The sequence below is a fragment of the Streptomyces sp. NBC_00203 genome (assembly GCF_045206325.1).
In the GTDB taxonomy this organism is placed as follows: domain Bacteria; phylum Actinomycetota; class Actinomycetes; order Streptomycetales; family Streptomycetaceae; genus Streptomyces; species Streptomyces lutosisoli.
Genome location: NZ_CP108126.1, coordinates 6,263,949 through 6,282,359, shown reverse-complemented (window position 1 = coordinate 6,282,359; position 18,411 = coordinate 6,263,949). Strand labels below are relative to the sequence as shown.

The following is an 18,411-nucleotide window of genomic DNA, read 5'->3' as shown; positions in this document are numbered from 1 at the left end:
CGGGCGGCGCACCCGCCGGCGTTCAGCCCGTTGGCCCCCTATGCATGGCGACGCCCCGCGACCAAGGGACATGCTGCTCGGGCGGGGAGGAGGGGGCCCGCGCCCGACGGGCCGGCGCCGTCCCGTACGCCTCTCGTGCTCTCGTGCCTCTAGGAGTCATCGCATGTCCCAGCGTCCCCTCAGGACCGCCATCGCCCTCGCGACCGCCGCCGCGGCGTCCTTCGCTCTGGCCACCGTCCCCGCCCACGCCACCGCGGACGACCCCGACGACCCGAAGGTCCAGTTGGAGCTGGCCACGGCGTATGCCGCGACCGCGAAGTACCTCGACGAGTCGGTCGCGATCGCCGATGGATACGTCCCCAATCCGTGCTCCTCCGACCCCGCGGGGCACGGCAGCATGGGCTACCACTACTTCAAGGAGTCCCTCTACGGCTCGGTCGACCCGGCGAAACCCGCGTCTCTCCTCTATGAGGACGGGGAGAACGGGAAGCGCCGGCTCGCCGGGGTGGAGTGGATCGTTCCGGACGCCGACCACAACCTGAAGACCAGCAACGACAGACCTTCGATGTTCGGCGGTCAGAAGTTCGACGGCCCGATGCCCGGCCACAACGCCACCATGCCGATCCACTACGACCTGCACGTCTGGATCTGGAAGGACAACCCCAACGGCTTGTTCGACCGGTGGAATCCCACGGTGAAGTGCCCACCCCGCCCGGCCCACACAGCCCACACATCCCCAACGGCTCCCACGGCACCCAAGACCCCCACGGCCCAAACAGCCGACATGGCCGACATGGCCGACATGGCCCACTGAACATGGCCCGGGCCCCGCTCCCTCCCGAGGAGGATGCGGGGCCCGGTTCTGCTTGGTTCACCGGCAGCGGCTTGGCTCAGCGGACGAAGACCCCCGCCTGCCCTGCCAGATCCAGGAAGTACTGCGGCGCCACACCCAGTACCAGCGTGACCGCCACGCCCACCCCGATCGCCGTCATGGTCAGCGGCGACGGCACGGCGACCGTCGGGCCCTCCGGCCGCGGCTCACTGAAGAACATGAGCACGATCACCCGGATGTAGAAGAACGCCGCGATCGCCGAGGAGATCACACCGACCACGACCAGGGGGGCAGCGCCGCCCTCCGCCGCCGCCTTGAACACGGCGAACTTTCCGGCGAAACCGGAGGTCAGCGGGATGCCCGCGAAGGACAGCAGGAAGACCGCGAACACGGCCGCCACCAGCGGCGACCTGCGCCCGAGACCGGCCCACTTGGACAGGTGCGTGGCCTCGCCCCCCGCGTCCCGTACGAGCGTCACGACGGCGAAGGCGCCGATCGTGACGAACGAGTACGCGGCCAGGTAGAAGAGCACCGACGAGACACCGTCCGGCGAGGTCGCGATGACACCCGCGAGGATGAAGCCCGCGTGCGCGATCGACGAGTACGCCAGGAGCCGCTTGATGTCGGTCTGGGTGATCGCCACGATCGCGCCGCCCAGCATGGTGACGATCGCGACGGCCCACATGACCGGCCGCCAGTCCCAGCGCAGGCCCGGCAGGACGACGTACAGCAGACGCAGCAGCGCGCCGAAGGCGGCCACCTTCGTCGCCGCCGCCATGAAGCCGGTGACCGGTGTCGGCGCGCCCTGGTAGACGTCCGGCGTCCACATGTGGAACGGCACCGCGCCGACCTTGAAGAGCAGGCCCATGACGACCATGGCGGCGCCGATGAGCAGCAGCACGTCGTTGCCCATGGTGCCGGCGAGCGCCGGGTCGACGTTCTGGATGGTGCCGTCGACGACCTGCGCGATCGTCGCGTACGACACCGAGCCCGCGTACCCGTACAGCAGGGCGATGCCGAAGAGCGTGAACGCGGAGGCGAAGGCGCCGAGCAGGAAGTACTTCACCGCGGCCTCCTGCGACAGGAGCCGCTTGCGGCGGGCCACGGCGCACAGGAGGTAGAGCGGGAGCGAGAAGACCTCCAGCGCGATGAACAGCGTCAGCAGGTCGTTGGCCGACGGGAAGACCAGCATGCCGCTGATCGCGAAGAGCAGGAGCGGGAACACCTCGGTGGTGGTGAACCCGGCCTTCACGGCGGCCTTCTCGCTGTCGCTGCCTGGCACGGACGCGGCCTGTGCGGCGAACGAGTCGACGCGGTTTCCGTGCGCCTCCGGGTCGAGGCGTCGCTCGGCGAAGGTGAACACGCCGAGCAGTCCGGCCAGGAGGATCGTGCCCTGGAGGAACAGGGCCGGTCCGTCGACGGCGATCGCGCCCATCGCCGCGATGTGCGCCTTCGTCGTGCCGTATCCGCCCGCCGCGAGCGCGACGACCGCGGCGAACGCGGCGGCGAGTGCGACGACGGCGACGAACACCTGGGCGTAGTAGCGCGACTTGCGCGGCACGAACGCCTCGATCAACACCCCGACGATCGCCGCACCAATGACGATCAAGGTGGGCGACAATTGCCCGTATTCGATCTTCGGCGCGTCGATCTTGGAGATCGGGTCGGCCGCGGTTGTCCACAGGCTGTGGACGGCTGCTGCGCTCACTTGGCCGCCTCCACCTCGGGCTTGGGGTCCGTCTTGTGTACGTCTGACATGGTTTGCTGGACCGCCGGGTTGACGATGTCGGTGACCGGCTTCGGGTAGACGCCCAGGAAGATCAGCAGTGCGATCAGCGGAGCGACCACCAGGAGCTCGCGCACCCTGAGGTCGGGCATCTCGGCGACCTCCGCCTTCACCGGGCCCGTCATCGTCCGCTGGTAGAGGACGAGCGTGTAGAGCGCGGCGAGGACGATGCCGAAGGTGGCGATGATGCCGACGACCGGGTAGCGCGTGAACGTGCCGACCAGGACGAGGAATTCACTCACGAAGGGCGCGAGCCCGGGGAGTGAGAGGGTCGCGAGGCCGCCGATCAGGAAGGTGCCGGCGAGTACCGGGGCGACTTTCTGCACTCCTCCGTAGTCGGCGATCAGACGCGAGCCGCGCCGCGAGATCAGGAAGCCCGCCACCAGCATCAGGGCGGCGGTCGAGATCCCGTGGTTGACCATGTAGAGCGTCGCGCCCGACTGGCCCTGGCTGGTCATCGCGAAGATGCCCAGGATGATGAACCCGAAGTGCGAGATCGACGCGTACGCGACCAGCCGCTTGATGTCCCGCTGGCCGACCGCTAGCAGCGCGCCGTAGACGATGCTGATCAGGGCGAGTACGAGGATGACCGGCGTCGCCCACTTGCTGGCCTCCGGGAAGAGCCCGAGACAGAAGCGGAGCATCGCGAAGGTGCCGACCTTGTCGACCACCGCCGTGATCAGCACGGCGACCGGGGCGGTGGCCTCACCCATGGCGTTGGGCAGCCAGGTGTGCAGCGGCCACAGAGGCGCCTTCACCGCGAACGCGAAGAAGAAGCCGAGGAACAGCCACCGCTCCGTGCTGGTCGCCATGTGCAGCGAGCCGTTGGCGCGGGCCTGCACAATCTCCGGGAGCGAGAAGTTCCCGGCGACTACGTAGAGGCCGATGACGGCGGCCAGCATGATCAGGCCGCCGACCAGGTTGTAGAGGAGGAACTTCACCGCGGCGTACGACCGTTGTGTGGCCGCCACTTCGTCGCCGTGTTCGTGGGCCTTGTCCCCGAAGCCGCCGATGAGGAAGTACATCGGGATCAGCATGGCTTCGAAGAAGATGTAGAAGAGGAAGACGTCGGTGGCCTCGAAGGAGATGATCACCATCGCCTCGACGCCCAGGATCAGGGCGAAGAAGCCCTGCGTCGGCCGCCACCTCTTGTTGCCGGTCTCGTGCGGGTCCGCGTCGTGCCAGCCCGCCAGGATGATGAACGGGATCAGCAGGGCGGTCAGCGAGACGAGCGCCACCCCGATGCCGTCCACCCCCAGCTGGTACCGCACCCCGAAGTCCTTGATCCAGTAGTGGGATTCGGTGAGCTGGTAGCGGTCGCCGCCGGGATCGAAGCGCACCAGGGTCACGGCGGCGAGCACCAGGGTGCCGAGCGAGACGAGCAGCGCCAGCCACTTGGCGGCTACGCGCTGCGCGGCCGGCACGGCGGCCGTGGCGATCGCCCCGAGGGCCGGGAGCGCCGCCGTCGCTGTCAGCAGTGGAAAGGACATCGGTATCAGACCGCCCTCATCAGCAGGGTCGCGGCGATGAGGATCGCCACACCGCCGAACATCGAGACCGCGTAACTGCGCGCATAGCCGTTCTGCAGCTTGCGCAGCCGCCCGGAGAGGCCGCCCATCGAGGCCGCCGTCCCGTTGACGACCCCGTCGACCAGGGTGTGGTCGACGTACACCAGGGAGCGCGTGAGGTGCTCACCGCCGCGCACCAGCACGACGTGGTTGAAGTCGTCCTGGAGCAGGTCGCGCCGGGCGGCCCGGGTGAGCAGGGAGCCGCGCGGGGCGACGACCGGGACGGGACTGCGCCCGTACTGGGCGTACGCGATTCCGGCGCCGACGACGAGCAGCGCCATGGTGGCCAGCGTGACCGTGAGGGCACTGACGGGCGAGTCGCCCTCCGAGTGCCCGGTGACCGGCTCCAGCCAGTTCAGGAAGCGGTCGCCGATGCTGAAGAAACCGCCCGCGAAGACCGACCCGAAGGCCAGCACGATCATGGGGATCGTCATGGACCTCGGGGACTCGTGCGGGTGCGGCTCATGGCCCTCCGCGTCCGGCTGCCAGCGCTTCTCGCCGAAGAAGGTCATGATCATCACGCGGGTCATGTAGTACGCCGTGATGGCCGCGCCCAGCAGGGCCGCGCCGCCGAGGATCCAGCCCTCGGTGCCGCCCTTGGCGAAGGCCGCTTCGATGATCTTGTCCTTGGAGAAGAAGCCGGACAGGTACGGGAAGCCGATGATGGCGAGGTAGCCGAGGCCGAAGGTGACGAAGGTGATCGGCATGTACTTCCGAAGGCCGCCGTACTTCCGCATGTCGACTTCGTCGTTCATGCCGTGCATGACCGAACCGGCGCCGAGGAAGAGCCCGGCCTTGAAGAAGCCGTGCGTCACCAGGTGCATGATCGCCCAGACGTAGCCGATGGGGCCGAGGCCCGCGGCCAGCACCATGTAGCCGATCTGCGACATGGTCGAGCCGGCGAGCGCCTTCTTGATGTCGTCCTTCGCGCAACCGACGATCGCACCGAAGAGGAGCGTGACGGCGCCGACCACGGTGACGACGAGCTGCGCGTCGGGCGCCGCGTTGAAGATCGCGCCCGAGCGGACGATCAGGTACACACCCGCGGTCACCATGGTCGCGGCGTGGATGAGGGCCGAGACCGGGGTCGGGCCCTCCATCGCGTCCCCGAGCCAGGACTGCAGCGGCACCTGGGCGGACTTGCCGCAGGCGGCGAGCAGCAGCATCAGGCCGACGGCGGTCAGCTTGCCCTCGGTGGCGTCTCCGACCAGCCCCGGGTGCTCCTCGGTGCCGAGCACCGGCCCGAAGGCGAAGGTCCCGAAGGTCGTGAACATCAGCATGATGGCGATGGACAGGCCCATGTCGCCGACGCGGTTGACCAGGAAGGCCTTCTTCGCGGCGGTGGCGGCGCTGGGCTTGTGCTGCCAGAAGCCGATGAGCAGGTACGAGGCGAGGCCCACGCCCTCCCAGCCGACGTACAGCAGCAGGTAGTTGTCGGCGAGGACGAGGAGCAGCATCGCCGCGAGGAACAGGTTCAGATAGCCGAAGAAGCGGCGCTTGCGCTCGTCGTGCTCCATGTACCCGACCGAGTACAGGTGGATCAGCGAGCCGACGCCGGTGATCAGCAGGACGAAGGTCATCGACAGCTGGTCGAGCTGGAAGCCGACGTCCGCCCGGAAGTTTCCGACGGCGATCCAGCTGTACAGGTGCTGCGTCAGGGTCCGTTCCCCGGCGCTCTTCCCCAGCATGTCGGCGAAGAGCACGACGCCGATCACGAAGGAGGTGGCCGCGAGCGCGGTACCGATCCAGTGGCCGACGGCATCAAGCCGCCTTCCGCCGCACAGCAGTACGGCCGCTCCGAGCAGAGGCGCCGCTACCAGCAGCGCAATCAGGTTCTCCACGATTCAGCGACCCCTTACAGCTTCATCAGGCTGGCGTCGTCGACCGAGGCCGAGTGGCGGGAACGGAACAGCGACACGATGATCGCGAGCCCGACCACGACCTCCGCGGCGGCGACGACCATCGTGAAGAAGGCGATGATCTGGCCGTCGAGATTGCCGTGCATACGGGAGAAGACCACGAACGCGAGGTTGCAGGCGTTGAGCATGAGCTCGACGCACATGAACACCACGATCGCGTTCCGCCTGATCAGTACGCCGGTGGCACCGATCGTGAACAGCAGGGCGGCGAGATAGAGGTAGTTGACCGGGTTCACTTGGACGCCTCCTCCGTCTTCGTGCGCTCCAAGCGCTCCTCGGCGCGCTGCTCCAGGGCCTTCAGATCGCTCAGCGCCTCGGAGGACACGTCCCGGATCTGGCCGCGCTCCCGCAGCGTCTTGTTGACGGTCAGCTCGGACGGGGTGCCGTCCGGGAGGAGGCCCGCGATGTCCACCGCGTTGTGCCGGGCGTAGACACCGGGCGCCGGGAGCGGCGGTACGTGCTTGCCCTCCCGTACGCGCTGCTCGGACAGCTCACGCTGGGTCTTGGCGCGCTCGGTGCGCTCGCGGTGCGTGAGCACCATGGCGCCGACGGCGGCCGTGATGAGCAGGGCGCCGGTGATTTCGAAGGCGAACACGTACTTCGTGAAGATGAGGGCGGCGAGGCCCTCCACATTGCCGTTCGCGTTCGCCTTGCCCAGGCCGTTGAAGTCCTTGATGGACGCGTTGCCGATGCCTGCGATCAGCAGGACGCCGAAGCCGAGGCCGCACGCCAGGGCCAGCCAGCGCTGGCCCTTGATGGTCTCCTTCAGGGAGTCCGCCGCGGTGACACCGACGAGCATGACCACGAACAGGAACAGCATCATGATCGCGCCGGTGTAGACGACGATCTGCACGATGCCCAGGAAGTACGCGCCGTTGGCGAGGTAGAACACCGCCAGGACGATCATGGTCCCGGCGAGGCACAGGGCGCTGTGCACGGCCTTCTTCATGAAGACGGTGCACAGGGCGCCGATCACGGCGACGGTGCCGAGGACCCAGAACTGGAAGGCCTCTCCGGTGGAGGTGGAGTAGGCGGCCAGATTGCTCATGCCTCCACCTCCTCTCCAGCGGGCTGCTCGCCCTTGGAGACAGCGACTTGGCGCACCGTGCCGGGTGCCGCCTCGGTCACCAGGCCCCGGTAGTAGTCCTGCTCGTCCGTGCCGGGGAAGATCGAGTGCGGTGTGTCGACCATGCCCTCGTCGAGACCGGCGAGCAGCTGCTCCTTGGTGTAGATGAGGTTGGCGCGGCTCGAGTCGGCCAGCTCGAACTCGTTCGTCATCGTCAACGCGCGTGTGGGGCACGCCTCGATGCACAGGCCGCACAGAATGCAGCGGGCGTAGTTGATCTGGTAGACGCGGCCGTACCGCTCGCCCGGCGAGTAGCGCTCCTCGTCGGTGTTGTCCGCGCCCTCCACATAGATGGCGTCCGCCGGACAGGCCCAGGCGCACAGCTCGCAGCCGACGCACTTCTCCAGACCGTCCGGGTGGCGGTTGAGCTGGTGCCGGCCGTGGAACCGCGGGGCCGTGGTCTTCTGCTGCTCCGGGTACTGCTCGGTCAGCCGCTTCTTGAACATGGCCTTGAAGGTCACGCCGAAGCCGGCGACGGGGTTCTGGAAGCCAGGCTTCGTCTGCCCGGTCTCCTTCGGCTCCTCAGCCATCGGACCCCTCCTTTCCGTCACGAGATCCGCCAATTGATCCGTCACTCGCAGTATCGGACCCACCACTGACAATCAGCTCCCGCTCGCGGCGCGGGCGGCGCCGCGGCACCGGCGGCAGCTCCTGTCCCGGCAGCGGCGGTACCGGGAATCCACCGGCCATCGGGTCGAAGGCGGCGGGTTCGGCGGGCGCCTCCTGAGCACCCTGCTTGTCGCGGAAGATGTCCGCGGCGAACGAGAGCAGCAGCAGGACGAGGACGCCTCCACCGACGTACAGGGCGATGTCCGCGAAGTCGTAGTTCTCGTTCCGCAGCGTCCGTACGGTCGCGACGAGCATCAGCCAGACCACGGAGACCGGGATGAGGACCTTCCAGCCGAGCTTCATCAGCTGGTCGTAGCGGACGCGCGGGAGCGTGCCGCGCAGCCAGATGAAGAAGAACAGCAGCAGCTGCACCTTCAGCACGAACCAGGCCATCGGCCACCAGCCGTGGTTGGCGCCCTCCCAGAAGGTGCTGATCGGCCAGGGGGCCCGCCAGCCGCCCAGGAAGAGCGTGGTCGACACGGCCGAGACCGTCACCATGTTCACGTACTCGGCGAGCATGAACAGCGCGAACTTGATGGACGAGTACTCGGTGTTGAAGCCGCCGACCAGGTCGCCCTCGGACTCCGGCATGTCGAAGGGGGCGCGGTTGGTCTCGCCGACCATCGTGATGATGTAGATCACGAAGGAGACCGGCAGCAGGATGATGTACCAGCGGTCGTGCTGCTGCTCGACGATCGTCGAGGTCGACATCGACCCGGAGTAGAGGAACACCGAGGCGAAGGCGGCGCCCATGGCGATCTCGTACGAGATCATCTGCGCGCAGGACCGCAGGCCGCCCAGCAGCGGATAGGTGGAGCCGGAACTCCAGCCCGCCAGCACGATCCCGTAGATTCCCACCGAGGCGACCGCGAGGATGTAGAGCATCGCGATCGGCAGGTCGGTGAGCTGCATCGTGGTGCGCTGCCCGAAGATCGAGATCTCGTTGTCGGCGGGCCCGAAGGGGATCACCGCGATCGCCATGAAGGCCGGGATGGCCGCGACGATCGGCGCGAGGACGTAGACCACCTTGTCCGCGCGTTTGACGATGACGTCTTCCTTGAGCATCAGTTTGACGCCGTCGGCGAGCGACTGGAGCATCCCCCAGGGGCCGTGCCGGTTGGGGCCGATGCGCAGCTGCATCCAGGCGACGACCTTGCGCTCCCACACGATGGAGAACAGCACGGTCACCATCAGGAAGGCGAAGCAGAAGACCGCCTTGATGACGACCAGCCACCAGGGGTCGCGGCCGAACATGGAGAGGTCTTCAGCGGCGAGGTACGGGCTCATGCCTCCACCTCCTTGGGGGCCTCGGCGGCGAGGGTCGCCGGGCCGATGCGGACGAGTGCGCCGGGCAGCGCCCCGGTGTCGGAGGCGACGCCCCCTCCGGTGGAGTTCAGCGGGAGCCAGACCACGCGGTCGGGCATCTCGGTGATCTCCAGCGGGAGTTCGACCACTCCGGAGGGGCCGGTCACGGCGAGGACGTCGCCGTTCTTGACGCCGGCCTCGGCGGCGGTGGCGGCCGACACACGCGCGCGTGCGGCGTGCCGGGTCCCGGCGAGCGCGTCGTCGCCCTCCTGGAGGCGGCCCTGGTCGAGCAGCATCCGGTGCCCTGCCAGTACGGCCTCTCCGGCGGCCGGACGCGGCAACTGGGCTGACACCTCCAGGGGTTCGGTGGCCCGCGGTCCGTCCCAGGAACCGAGCCGGTCCAGCTCCCCGCGCGCAGTGCGCAGATCCGGCAGACCCAGGTGTACGTCCATGGCGTCGGCCAGCATCTGCAGGACGCGCGCGTCGGTGGGCGCCAGGCGACGGGTCATCTGGTCCGGCTTGAGTGCCGCCTCGAAAAGACGGACCCGGCCTTCCCAGTTGAGGAAGGTGCCCGGCTTCTCGGCGACCGCGGCGACCGGAAGGACGACGTCGGCGTGCTCGGTGACCTCGCCGGGGCGCAGTTCGAGCGACACCAGGAAGCCCACTTCGGACAGTGCCGTACGCGCGCGTGCCGGGTCCGGAAGGTCGGCGATCTCCACGCCGGCGACCAGCAGGGCCCGCAGTTCGCCCCCGGCGGCGGCCTCGACGATCTGGCCGGTGTCGCGTCCGTAGCGGTGCGGGAGTTCGGAGACGCCCCAGGCGGCCGCGACCTCGTCCCGCGCGCGCGGGTCGGTGGCCGGACGTCCGCCCGGCAGCAGCGACGGCAGCGCGCCCGCCTCGATCGCGCCGCGCTCCCCGGCCCGGCGCGGAATCCACACCAGGTGGGCGCCGGTCGCGGACGCGGCCCGTACGGCGGCGGTGAGCCCGCCCGCCACCGCGGCCAGGCGCTCGCCCACGACGATCACGGCGCCTTCGGCGCGCAGGGCCTCGGAGGCTTTGGCGCCGTCGCCCTCCAGGCCGACGCCGCTCGCGAGGGCGTCCAGCCACTCGGTCTCGGTGCCGGGCGCGGCGGGCAGCAGCGTGCCGCCCGCCTTCTCCAGGCCGCGCGTCGCGTACGTGGCGAGCGAGAAGGTCTTCTGCCCGTGCCCCCGCCACGCCTTGCGCAGCCGCAGGAAGACGCCGGGGGCCTCCTCCTCGGACTCGAACCCGACGAGCAGAACGGCGGGCGCCTTCTCCAGAGAGGTGTACATGACGCCCGTACCGTCGAGGTCCCGACCGCGTCCGGCGACCCGGGCGGCCAGGAAGTCGGCCTCCTCGGCGCTGTGCACGCGCGCGCGGAAGTCGATGTCGTTCGTGTCGAGGGCCACGCGCGCGAACTTGCTGTAGGCGTAGGCGTCTTCGACGGTGAGCCGGCCACCGGTCAGGACGCCGGTCCTGCCGCGAGCCGCCAGCAGCCCTTCGGCCGCCGCTTCGAGCGCCTCCGGCCAGGAGGCGGGTTCAAGGACACCGTCGGCGTTGCGGACGAGAGGCGTGTCCAGGCGGTCCCGCTGCTGCGCGTAGCGGAACCCGAACCGCCCCTTGTCGCAGAGCCACTCCTCGTTGACCTCCGGGTCGGGGGACGCGAGGCGGCGCATGACCTTGCCGCGCCGGTGGTCGGTGCGGGTGGCGCAGCCGCCGGAGCAGTGTTCGCACACGGAGTGCGAGGAGATGAGGTCGAAGGGGCGCGAGCGGAAGCGATACGCCGCCGACGTCAGCGCACCCACCGGGCAGATCTGGATGGTGTTCCCGGAGAAGTACGACTCGAAGGGGTCGCCCTCGCCGGTGCCGACCTGCTGGAGCGCGCCCCGCTCGACCAGCTCGATCATCGGGTCGCCGGCGATCTGGTTGGAGAACCGGGTGCAGCGGGCGCACAGCACGCACCGTTCGCGGTCGAGCAGCACCTGGGTGGAGATCGGGACCGGCTTCTCGTACGTCCGCTTCCTGCCCTCGAAGCGGGACTCGGAGTGGCCGTGCGACATGGCCTGGTTCTGCAGCGGGCACTCGCCGCCCTTGTCGCAGACCGGGCAGTCCAGCGGGTGGTTGATGAGCAGGAGCTCCATCACACCCTTCTGGGCCTTTTCGGCGGCGGGCGAGGTGAGGTGGGTCTTGACGACCATCCCGTCCGTACAGGTGATCGTGCAGGACGCCATGGGCTTGCGCTGGCCCTCGACCTCGACGATGCACTGGCGGCAGGCGCCGGCCGGGTCGAGCAGCGGATGGTCGCAGAACCGTGGGATCTCGATGCCGAGTTGTTCGGCGGCCCGGATGACCAGGGTGCCCTTGGGCACGCTGATCTCCACGCCGTCGATCGTCAGCGAGACGAGATCTTCCCGCGGGACCGCCGCCTCCCCGCCTCCGGAGGGAGCGCTGGTGGTCACTGTCATGCGTTCACCTCCGTGCGATCGGCCCAAGCCGTGGACTTGGCCGGGTCAAAGGGGCAGCCGCGGCCCGTGATGTGCTGCTCGTACTCCTCGCGGAAGTACTTGAGCGAGGAGAAGATCGGCGAGGCGGCGCCGTCGCCGAGGGCGCAGAACGACTTGCCGTTGATGTTGTCGGCGATGTCGTTCAGCTTGTCGAGGTCGGACATGACGCCCTTGCCGGCCTCGATGTCGCGCAGCAACTGCACGAGCCAGTACGTTCCTTCGCGGCACGGCGTGCACTTGCCGCAGGACTCGTGGGCGTAGAACTCGGTCCAGCGGGTGACGGCGCGGACGACGCACGTCGTCTCGTCGAAGCACTGGAGCGCTTTGGTGCCGAGCATGGAACCCGCGGCACCCACTCCTTCGTAATCAAGAGGGACGTCGAGGTGCTCGTCGGTGAACATCGGGGTCGAGGAGCCGCCCGGTGTCCAGAACTTCAGCCGGTGGCCGGGCCTCATCCCGCCGCTCATGTCGAGGAGCTGACGGAGGGTGATGCCGAGCGGGGCTTCGTACTGGCCGGGATTGGTGACGTGGCCGCTGAGCGAGTAGAGCGTGAAGCCAGGAGACTTCTCGCTCCCCATCGACCTGAACCATTCCTTGCCTTTGTGGAGAATTGCGGGAACTGACGCGATCGATTCGACGTTATTCACCACAGTCGGGCACGCGTAGAGGCCCGCGACGGCAGGGAAAGGGGGACGAAGCCGCGGTTGACCACGGCGGCCTTCGAGCGAGTCGAGCAGCGCGGTCTCCTCACCGCAGATGTACGCGCCCGCGCCCGCGTGCACGGTGAGTTGGAGATCGAGTCCGCTGCCCAGGATGTTCTCGCCGAGGTAGCCCGCCGCGTAGGCCTCACGCACGGCCTCGTGCAACCGCCGCAATACGGGGACCACTTCACCGCGCAGATAGATGAAGGCATGCGAAGACCGGATGGCATAACACGCGATCACAATGCCCTCGATGAGGCTATGCGGGTTCGCGAAGAGGAGCGGGATGTCCTTGCAGGTTCCCGGCTCCGATTCGTCGGCGTTGACAACTAGATAGTGAGGTTTGCCATCACCCTGAGGAATGAACTGCCACTTCATTCCAGTCGGGAATCCCGCACCACCTCGGCCGCGCAGCCCGGAGTCCTTGACGTACGCGATCACGTCGTCGGGCGACATCGCGAGCGCCTTGCGCAGTCCCTCGTACCCCTCGTGCCTTCGGTAGACGTCGAGCGTCCAGGACTTCTCCTCGTCCCAGAAGGCCGACAGCACGGGTGCGAGCAGCTTCTCGGGGCTGGTCTCTCCCCCGCGCTCGAATTCGCTCACGCGGGCGGTGCCCCCATTCTCGGGTGCCAAGGTCATCACTCCCCCTCCTCTGCTGCCGGGCCGGCAGGCCGCTCGTCCTGAGGACCCTCACCACGCGGATGTACTACGCGCGCAGGCTGCGTCTCGCCCTTGGCCAGGCGCAGCCCGATCAGTGATGCCGGGCCCGCGCTGCCACCGGCCTCCACGGCGCCCTCGCGCTCGTCGGGGAAGCCCGCCAGGATCCGGGCGGTGTCCTTGAAGGTGCACATGGGGGCGCCGCGAGTGGGTTCGACCTGGGCTCCCGCGCGCAGCTCGTCGACGAGGCGCTTGGCGGAGTCCACGGTCTGGTTGTCGAAGAACTCCCAGTTGACCATCACGACCGGCGCGAAGTCGCAGGCCGCGTTGCACTCGATGTGCTCCAGGGTGACCTTGCCGTCGCCGGTGGTCTCGCCGTTGCCGACGCCCAGGTGGTCCTGGAGGGCCTCGAAGATCGCGTCGCCGCCCATGACCGCGCACAGCGTGTTGGTGCAGACACCCACCTGGTAGTCACCACTCGGCTTGCGCCGGTACATCGAGTAGAAGGTCGCGACCGCGGTGACCTCGGCCGTGGTCAGACGCAGCACGTCCGCACAGAACCGCATGCCCGTGCGCGTGACGTGGCCCTCCTCCGACTGCACGAGGTGCAGCAACGGAAGGAGCGCCGAGCGGGAGTCCGGGTAGCGGGCGATGATCTCGCGCGCGTCCGCTTCGAGCCGGGCTCGAACGTCGTCCGGGTAGTCGGGCGCGGGCAGTTGGGGCATGCCCAGGCTGACGCCCTCGGGGGTGGTGGTCACCGGTCGACGCCTCCCATCACAGGGTCGATGGACGCGACGGCGACGATGACATCGGCGACCTGGCCGCCCTCGCACATCGCCGCCATGGCCTGCAGGTTGGTGAAGGACGGGTCACGGTAGTGGACCCGGTAGGGGCGGGTGCCTCCGTCGGAAACGACGTGCACCCCGAGTTCGCCCTTGGGTGACTCGATCGCCGCGTACGCCTGTCCCGGCGGGACGCGGAAGCCCTCGGTCACCAGCTTGAAGTGGTGGATCAGGGCCTCCATGGAGGTGCCCATGATCTTCTTGATGTGATCGAGGGAGTTACCGAGACCGTCGGGGCCGAGCGCGAGCTGGGCGGGCCAGGCGATCTTCTTGTCGGCGACCATGACCGGGCCGGGCTGCAGCCGGTCCAGGCACTGCTCGACGATCCGCAGCGACTGGCGCATCTCCTCCAGCCGGATCAGGAAGCGCCCGTAGGAGTCGCAGGTGTCGGCGGTCGGGACGTCGAAGTCGTACGTCTCGTAGCCGCAGTACGGCTGCGACTTGCGCAGGTCGTGCGGCAGGCCGGCCGAGCGGAGGATCGGGCCGGTGGCGCCGAGGGCCATGCAGCCGGCCAGGTCCAGGTAGCCGACGTCCTGCATACGGGCCTTGAAGATGGGGTTCCCGGTGGCGAGCTTGTCGTACTCGGGAAGGTTCTTGTTCATCTTCTTCACGAACTCACGGATCTGGTCCACCGCGCCCGGGGGCAGGTCCTGGGCGAGTCCGCCGGGGCGGATGAACGCGTGGTTCATCCGCAGGCCGGTGATCAGCTCGTAGATGTCGAGAATGAGTTCACGATCACGGAAGCCGTAGATCATGATCGTGGTGGCGCCCAGCTCCATGCCGCCGGTGGCGATGCACACCAGGTGGGAGGAGAGCCGGTTCAGCTCCATCAGGAGCACGCGGATGATCGTGGCGCGGTCGGGGATCTGGTCCGTGATGCCGAGGAGTTTCTCGACGGCGAGGCAGTACGCCGTCTCGTTGAAGAACGGCGTCAGGTAGTCCATGCGCGTCACGTACGTGGTGCCCTGGGTCCACGTGCGGTATTCGAGGTTCTTCTCGATGCCGGTGTGGAGGTAGCCGATGCCGCAGCGGGCCTCGGTGACCGTCTCGCCGTCGATCTCCAGGATGAGCCGGAGCACGCCGTGCGTGGACGGATGCTGCGGCCCCATGTTGACGATGATGCGCTCATCGTCGGACTTCGCCGCGGACTGGGCGATCTCGTCCCAGTCGCCGCCGGTGACCGTATATACGGTGCCCTCGGTCGTCTCGCGGCCCGAAGCGGGTGATGCCGCGGAAGAAGGGGTCTGTGTGCTCATGAGTACGACCTCCGCTGGTCCGGAGCCGGGATCTGGGCGCCCTTGTACTCGATGGGGATGCCACCGAGGGGGTAGTCCTTGCGCTGCGGGAAGCCCTGCCAGTCGTCCGGCATCATGATCCGCGTCAGCGCCGGGTGACCGTCGAAGATCAGCCCGAAGAAGTCGTACGTCTCGCGCTCGTGCCAGTCGTTCGTGGGATAGACGGAGACGAGCGAGGGGATGTGCGGGTCGGCGTCGGGGGCGCTGACCTCCAGGCGGATCAGCCGGTTGTGGGTGATCGAGCGCAGGTGGTAGACGGCGTGCAGTTCGCGGCCCTTGTCGCTGAGGTAGTGCACTCCGCTCACGCCCGTGCACAGTTCGAAGCGGAGGGCCGGGTCGTCGCGCAGGGTCTGGGCGACGCGGACCAGGTACTCGCGTTCGATGTGGAAGGTGAGCTCGTCGCGGTCGACGATCGTCTTCTCGATGGCGTTCTCGGGGACGAGTCCCTGTTCCTCCAGGGCGCCTTCCAGTTCGTCGGCGACCTCGTCGAACCAGCCGCCGTAGGGGCGGGTGGCCGGGCCGGGGAGCCGGACGGAGCGGACCAGGCCGCCATAGCCGGAGGTGTCGCCGCCGTTGTTGGCGCCGAACATGCCGCGCTGGACGCGGATCTCCTCGCCGCCGTCGCCGCGCTGGCCGGGGAGGTTCGAGGCGCCGAGGTCCTTCTCGGGGTTGACCCCGTTGCTGTTCGCGTCGCTCACCGCAGCAGGCCCTTCATCTCGATGGTGGGAAGCGCCTTGAGCGCCGCTTCCTCCGCCTCGCGGGCCGCCTCCTCGGCGTTCACGCCGAGCTTGGAGGTCTGGATCTTCTGGTGGAGCTTGAGGATCGCGTCCAGCAGCATCTCGGGCCGCGGCGGACAGCCGGGCAAATAGATGTCGACCGGGACGATGTGGTCGACTCCCTGCACAATGGCGTAGTTGTTGAACATTCCACCTGATGAGGCGCAAACCCCCATGGAGATCACCCACTTGGGGTTGGGCATCTGGTCATAGACCTGCCGCAGCACCGGCGCCATCTTCTGGCTGACCCGGCCGGCCACGATCATCAGGTCCGCCTGGCGCGGCGATCCGCGGAAGACCTCCATACCGAAGCGCGCCAGGTCGTAGCGCCCCGCGCCGGTCGTCATCATCTCGATGGCGCAGCAGGCGAGTCCGAACGTGGCGGGGAAGACGGACGCCTTGCGCACCCAGCCCGCGGCCTGCTCGACGGTGGTCAGCAGGAATCCGCTCGGCAGCTTTTCTTCGAGTCCCATGTCTTAAAGGCCCCTCAGTCCCATTCCAGGCCGCCGCGCCGCCATACGTACGCGTACGCGACGAAGACGGTGAGCACGAAGAGCAACATCTCCACGAGCCCGAAAACACCCAGGGCGTCGAAGGTGACGGCCCAGGGGTAGAGGAAGACGATCTCGATGTCGAAGACGATGAAGAGCATCGCCGTCAGGTAGTACTTGATGGGGAACCGCCCGCCGCCGGCCGGCGTGGGGGTCGGCTCGATACCGCACTCGTACGCTTCGAGCTTGGCGCGGTTGTACCGCTTCGGACCGATCAGCGTGGCCATGACCACGGAGAAGATCGCAAAGCCTGCCCCGAGGGCTCCCAGTACGAGGATCGGCGCATACGCGTTCACGCTCCTCGCTCCTCTCAGTCGGCACTGACTGGTGGCGGTTCGGCGGGCAAGCACTTCTGCCTCACCAGCCCCACGAACCACACCCGTCCCGGCGAAGATCGCGAACATGTGAAGCAGGTCACAAGCCCAACTGCCTCGCATCTTATGCCCGGCGTCCTGTGATCTGCGACACGGGGTATTACACAAGCTTTGTGATCTCCACCACCTGACGAACGATCATGAAGTCGGATGAGCAGTGATCTTCATACGCGAAGCGTCCGGGTGATCACCAGAGGTGACATTTCCGCTCGTCACCGCAGGTCCAAGGCGGCGTCTCCATATCAAGAGAGTTCCCCTGCATGCAAATTGGTGATGGACGCGGAGCCTTGATAGAGGAGCGCGTTCACACTTCAGAGGGAGCTGCGCGGTCGGGTGTGGACGCGTGCACGCGTTCACGAGCGGAGGCGGCCGGGACTCCCGCGCGAGACGCCACCGCCGCGGTGGCCGTTCCGTGACCTGCGCCACATCTCCCTATGAGTCAGATAAGCCGGGCTTGGCCATCCGCTTCAACCGGTGGTAGGCGACGGGCAATTCGGACGTAATACGGAAAGGCCTTGATCACGGGCTTGATGGGCCGTGTCCGCAATGCCCGTTACGGCGTCAATAAAGAGTGACGCGCGATGAATTCGGCCGTGGATTGAACAACTGTGGCGCAGCACACGTTTCTTGAAGGTATGGAGGACCCCCTGGTACCGCTTGTACTCATGTCCCACACCGCTCACATACGCAGCCACCGGAAGCCCCGCCGCAACGCGTCGTCGCTCGCGATGCGCGCCGGAGTTGCCGGTGGCGTTCTCAGCACCCTGGCAGTGGCTGGTGCGTCCGGTTCGGCGAACGCCGCCGAGTCCACGACGCAGACCCTCGAACTGCCCGCCCTGACGGCCGACCTGGCCGCCCAGGTCGCGCAGTCCGCGGACGCCACACAGCAGGCCGCGGCGAACTACGAGCTGCAGGCGGAGCGTGACGCGGCCGCCGCGAAGGCCGCCAAGCAGGCCAAGGCCGACCTCGCGGACGCCAAGGAGAAGGCGGAGGCCAAGAAGAAGGCGGCCGAGGCCGCGCGCAAGGCCGCCGCCGCCGAGGCCGTCTCGCGTTCCTCCGCGCGGACCACCCTGTCCGCCTCCGCGTCCACGAGCGTCTCGGCCCCCGCCAGCGGCAGTGTCGCGACCGTCATCGCCTTCCTCAAGGCGCAGGTCGGCGACGCCTACGTCATGGGCGGTACCGGCCCCAACGCGTGGGACTGCTCCGGTCTCGTGCAGGCCGCGTTCAAGCAGGTCGGCGTCGACCTGCCGCGCGTCTCGCAGGACCAGTCGACGTCCGGTACGCCGGTCTCCCTGTCCAACATCCAGGTCGGCGACATCCTGTACTGGGGTTCGGCCGGTTCGGCGTACCACGTGGGTGTGTACATCGGCAACGGCCAGTACCTGGACGCCGCCAACCCCTCCAAGGGTGTGGTGATTCAGGACCTTTCGGGCTACCCGGCCACGGGCGCGGTGCGCGTTCTCTGACCCGCGGGTGTCTTCCGGAGGGCCGCTCCCCCATCGGGCAGCGGCCCTTTCGGGCTACCCCATTCACCCCATCTCGTTCAGC

Annotated in this window: 16 protein-coding genes; 2 read left to right on the top strand and 14 right to left on the bottom strand. The window is 68.1% G+C overall.

Annotation, left to right across the window (positions count from 1 at the left end; all coding sequences use genetic code 11):
- The first annotated feature begins 163 nt into the window (after window positions 1-163).
- On the top strand, window positions 164-814 hold the full coding sequence (locus OG975_RS28145; protein ID WP_406332170.1) for a hypothetical protein: 651 nt from the start codon (window positions 164-166) through the stop codon (window positions 812-814).
- Between the two features lie 76 nt (window positions 815-890).
- On the opposite strand, the gene nuoN is transcribed toward OG975_RS28145, so the two are convergent.
- The 14 genes from nuoN to OG975_RS28075 are packed head-to-tail and all read right to left on the bottom strand — an operon-like array spanning window position 891 to window position 16,785.
- Window positions 891-2,540, bottom strand: coding sequence for an NADH-quinone oxidoreductase subunit NuoN (gene nuoN, locus OG975_RS28140; RefSeq protein WP_406332169.1), 1,650 nt, complete (start codon window positions 2,538-2,540; stop codon window positions 891-893).
- On the bottom strand, window positions 2,537-4,108 hold the full coding sequence (locus OG975_RS28135; RefSeq protein ID WP_406332168.1) for an NADH-quinone oxidoreductase subunit M: 1,572 nt from the start codon (window positions 4,106-4,108) through the stop codon (window positions 2,537-2,539). The genes nuoN and OG975_RS28135 overlap by 4 nt, the downstream gene beginning before the upstream one ends.
- A 5-nt stretch (window positions 4,109-4,113) precedes the next feature.
- Window positions 4,114-6,027: an NADH-quinone oxidoreductase subunit L gene (gene nuoL / locus OG975_RS28130; protein ID WP_406332167.1), complete on the bottom strand. Its 1,914-nt coding sequence runs from the start codon at window positions 6,025-6,027 to the stop codon at window positions 4,114-4,116.
- A gap of 14 nt (window positions 6,028-6,041) precedes the next feature.
- Entirely contained in the window at window positions 6,042-6,341 is a 300-nt protein-coding gene (gene nuoK / locus OG975_RS28125; RefSeq protein ID WP_018568277.1) for an NADH-quinone oxidoreductase subunit NuoK, read from the bottom strand.
- Window positions 6,338-7,153, bottom strand: coding sequence for an NADH-quinone oxidoreductase subunit J (locus tag OG975_RS28120; protein WP_406332165.1), 816 nt, complete (start codon window positions 7,151-7,153; stop codon window positions 6,338-6,340). Before OG975_RS28120 ends, nuoK begins: the two co-directional genes overlap by 4 nt.
- Window positions 7,150-7,761: an NADH-quinone oxidoreductase subunit NuoI gene (nuoI, locus tag OG975_RS28115; protein ID WP_406332163.1), complete on the bottom strand. Its 612-nt coding sequence runs from the start codon at window positions 7,759-7,761 to the stop codon at window positions 7,150-7,152. Before nuoI ends, OG975_RS28120 begins: the two co-directional genes overlap by 4 nt.
- Window positions 7,754-9,127 carry an NADH-quinone oxidoreductase subunit NuoH gene (nuoH, locus tag OG975_RS28110; protein ID WP_406332161.1) on the bottom strand — a complete coding sequence of 458 codons (1,374 nt, stop codon included), beginning with the start codon at window positions 9,125-9,127 and terminating at the stop codon, window positions 7,754-7,756. Before nuoH ends, nuoI begins: the two co-directional genes overlap by 8 nt.
- Window positions 9,124-11,628: an NADH-quinone oxidoreductase subunit G gene (locus OG975_RS28105; protein WP_406332160.1), complete on the bottom strand. Its 2,505-nt coding sequence runs from the start codon at window positions 11,626-11,628 to the stop codon at window positions 9,124-9,126. The genes nuoH and OG975_RS28105 overlap by 4 nt, the downstream gene beginning before the upstream one ends.
- On the bottom strand, window positions 11,625-13,007 hold the full coding sequence (gene nuoF, locus OG975_RS28100) for an NADH-quinone oxidoreductase subunit NuoF (protein ID WP_406332159.1): 1,383 nt from the start codon (window positions 13,005-13,007) through the stop codon (window positions 11,625-11,627). The genes OG975_RS28105 and nuoF overlap by 4 nt, the downstream gene beginning before the upstream one ends.
- The gene (gene nuoE / locus OG975_RS28095) at window positions 13,007-13,750 is read right to left on the bottom strand and encodes an NADH-quinone oxidoreductase subunit NuoE (RefSeq protein ID WP_406336502.1); all 744 of its coding nucleotides are present in this window, start codon (window positions 13,748-13,750) and stop codon (window positions 13,007-13,009) included. Before nuoE ends, nuoF begins: the two co-directional genes overlap by 1 nt.
- A 29-nt stretch (window positions 13,751-13,779) precedes the next feature.
- Window positions 13,780-15,123 (bottom strand): NADH-quinone oxidoreductase subunit D, encoded by a 1,344-nt coding sequence (locus tag OG975_RS28090; RefSeq protein ID WP_330306608.1) that lies wholly within the window; start codon window positions 15,121-15,123, stop codon window positions 13,780-13,782.
- Window positions 15,120-15,860, bottom strand: coding sequence for an NADH-quinone oxidoreductase subunit C (locus OG975_RS28085; protein WP_327430848.1), 741 nt, complete (start codon window positions 15,858-15,860; stop codon window positions 15,120-15,122). The genes OG975_RS28090 and OG975_RS28085 overlap by 4 nt, the downstream gene beginning before the upstream one ends.
- Entirely contained in the window at window positions 15,857-16,411 is a 555-nt protein-coding gene (locus tag OG975_RS28080; protein WP_056552623.1) for an NADH-quinone oxidoreductase subunit B family protein, read from the bottom strand. The genes OG975_RS28085 and OG975_RS28080 overlap by 4 nt, the downstream gene beginning before the upstream one ends.
- Before the next feature lie 14 nt (window positions 16,412-16,425).
- Window positions 16,426-16,785, bottom strand: a complete 360-nt coding sequence (locus tag OG975_RS28075; protein WP_007383963.1) for an NADH-quinone oxidoreductase subunit A — start codon at window positions 16,783-16,785, stop codon at window positions 16,426-16,428.
- A 713-nt stretch (window positions 16,786-17,498) separates the two neighbouring features.
- Between OG975_RS28075 and OG975_RS28070 the strand changes: the two genes are divergently transcribed.
- Window positions 17,499-18,329, top strand: a complete 831-nt coding sequence (locus OG975_RS28070) for a C40 family peptidase (RefSeq protein WP_327430847.1) — start codon at window positions 17,499-17,501, stop codon at window positions 18,327-18,329.
- Window positions 18,330-18,411 lie beyond the last annotated feature (82 nt).

Coding starts and splice junctions, on each gene's coding strand:
- nuoI (WP_406332163.1), bottom strand. CDS start 7,761: ATGGCTGAGGAGCCGAAGGAGACCGGGCAGACGAAGCCTGGCTTCCAG.
- OG975_RS28145 (WP_406332170.1), top strand. CDS start 164: ATGTCCCAGCGTCCCCTCAGGACCGCCATCGCCCTCGCGACCGCCGCC.
- OG975_RS28090 (WP_330306608.1), bottom strand. CDS start 15,123: ATGAGCACACAGACCCCTTCTTCCGCGGCATCACCCGCTTCGGGCCGC.
- OG975_RS28070 (WP_327430847.1), top strand. CDS start 17,499: ATGGAGGACCCCCTGGTACCGCTTGTACTCATGTCCCACACCGCTCAC.
- nuoE (WP_406336502.1), bottom strand. CDS start 13,750: ATGCCCCAACTGCCCGCGCCCGACTACCCGGACGACGTTCGAGCCCGG.
- OG975_RS28105 (WP_406332160.1), bottom strand. CDS start 11,628: ATGACAGTGACCACCAGCGCTCCCTCCGGAGGCGGGGAGGCGGCGGTC.
- nuoH (WP_406332161.1), bottom strand. CDS start 9,127: ATGAGCCCGTACCTCGCCGCTGAAGACCTCTCCATGTTCGGCCGCGAC.
- OG975_RS28135 (WP_406332168.1), bottom strand. CDS start 4,108: ATGTCCTTTCCACTGCTGACAGCGACGGCGGCGCTCCCGGCCCTCGGG.
- nuoF (WP_406332159.1), bottom strand. CDS start 13,007: ATGACCTTGGCACCCGAGAATGGGGGCACCGCCCGCGTGAGCGAATTC.
- OG975_RS28080 (WP_056552623.1), bottom strand. CDS start 16,411: ATGGGACTCGAAGAAAAGCTGCCGAGCGGATTCCTGCTGACCACCGTC.
- OG975_RS28120 (WP_406332165.1), bottom strand. CDS start 7,153: ATGAGCAATCTGGCCGCCTACTCCACCTCCACCGGAGAGGCCTTCCAG.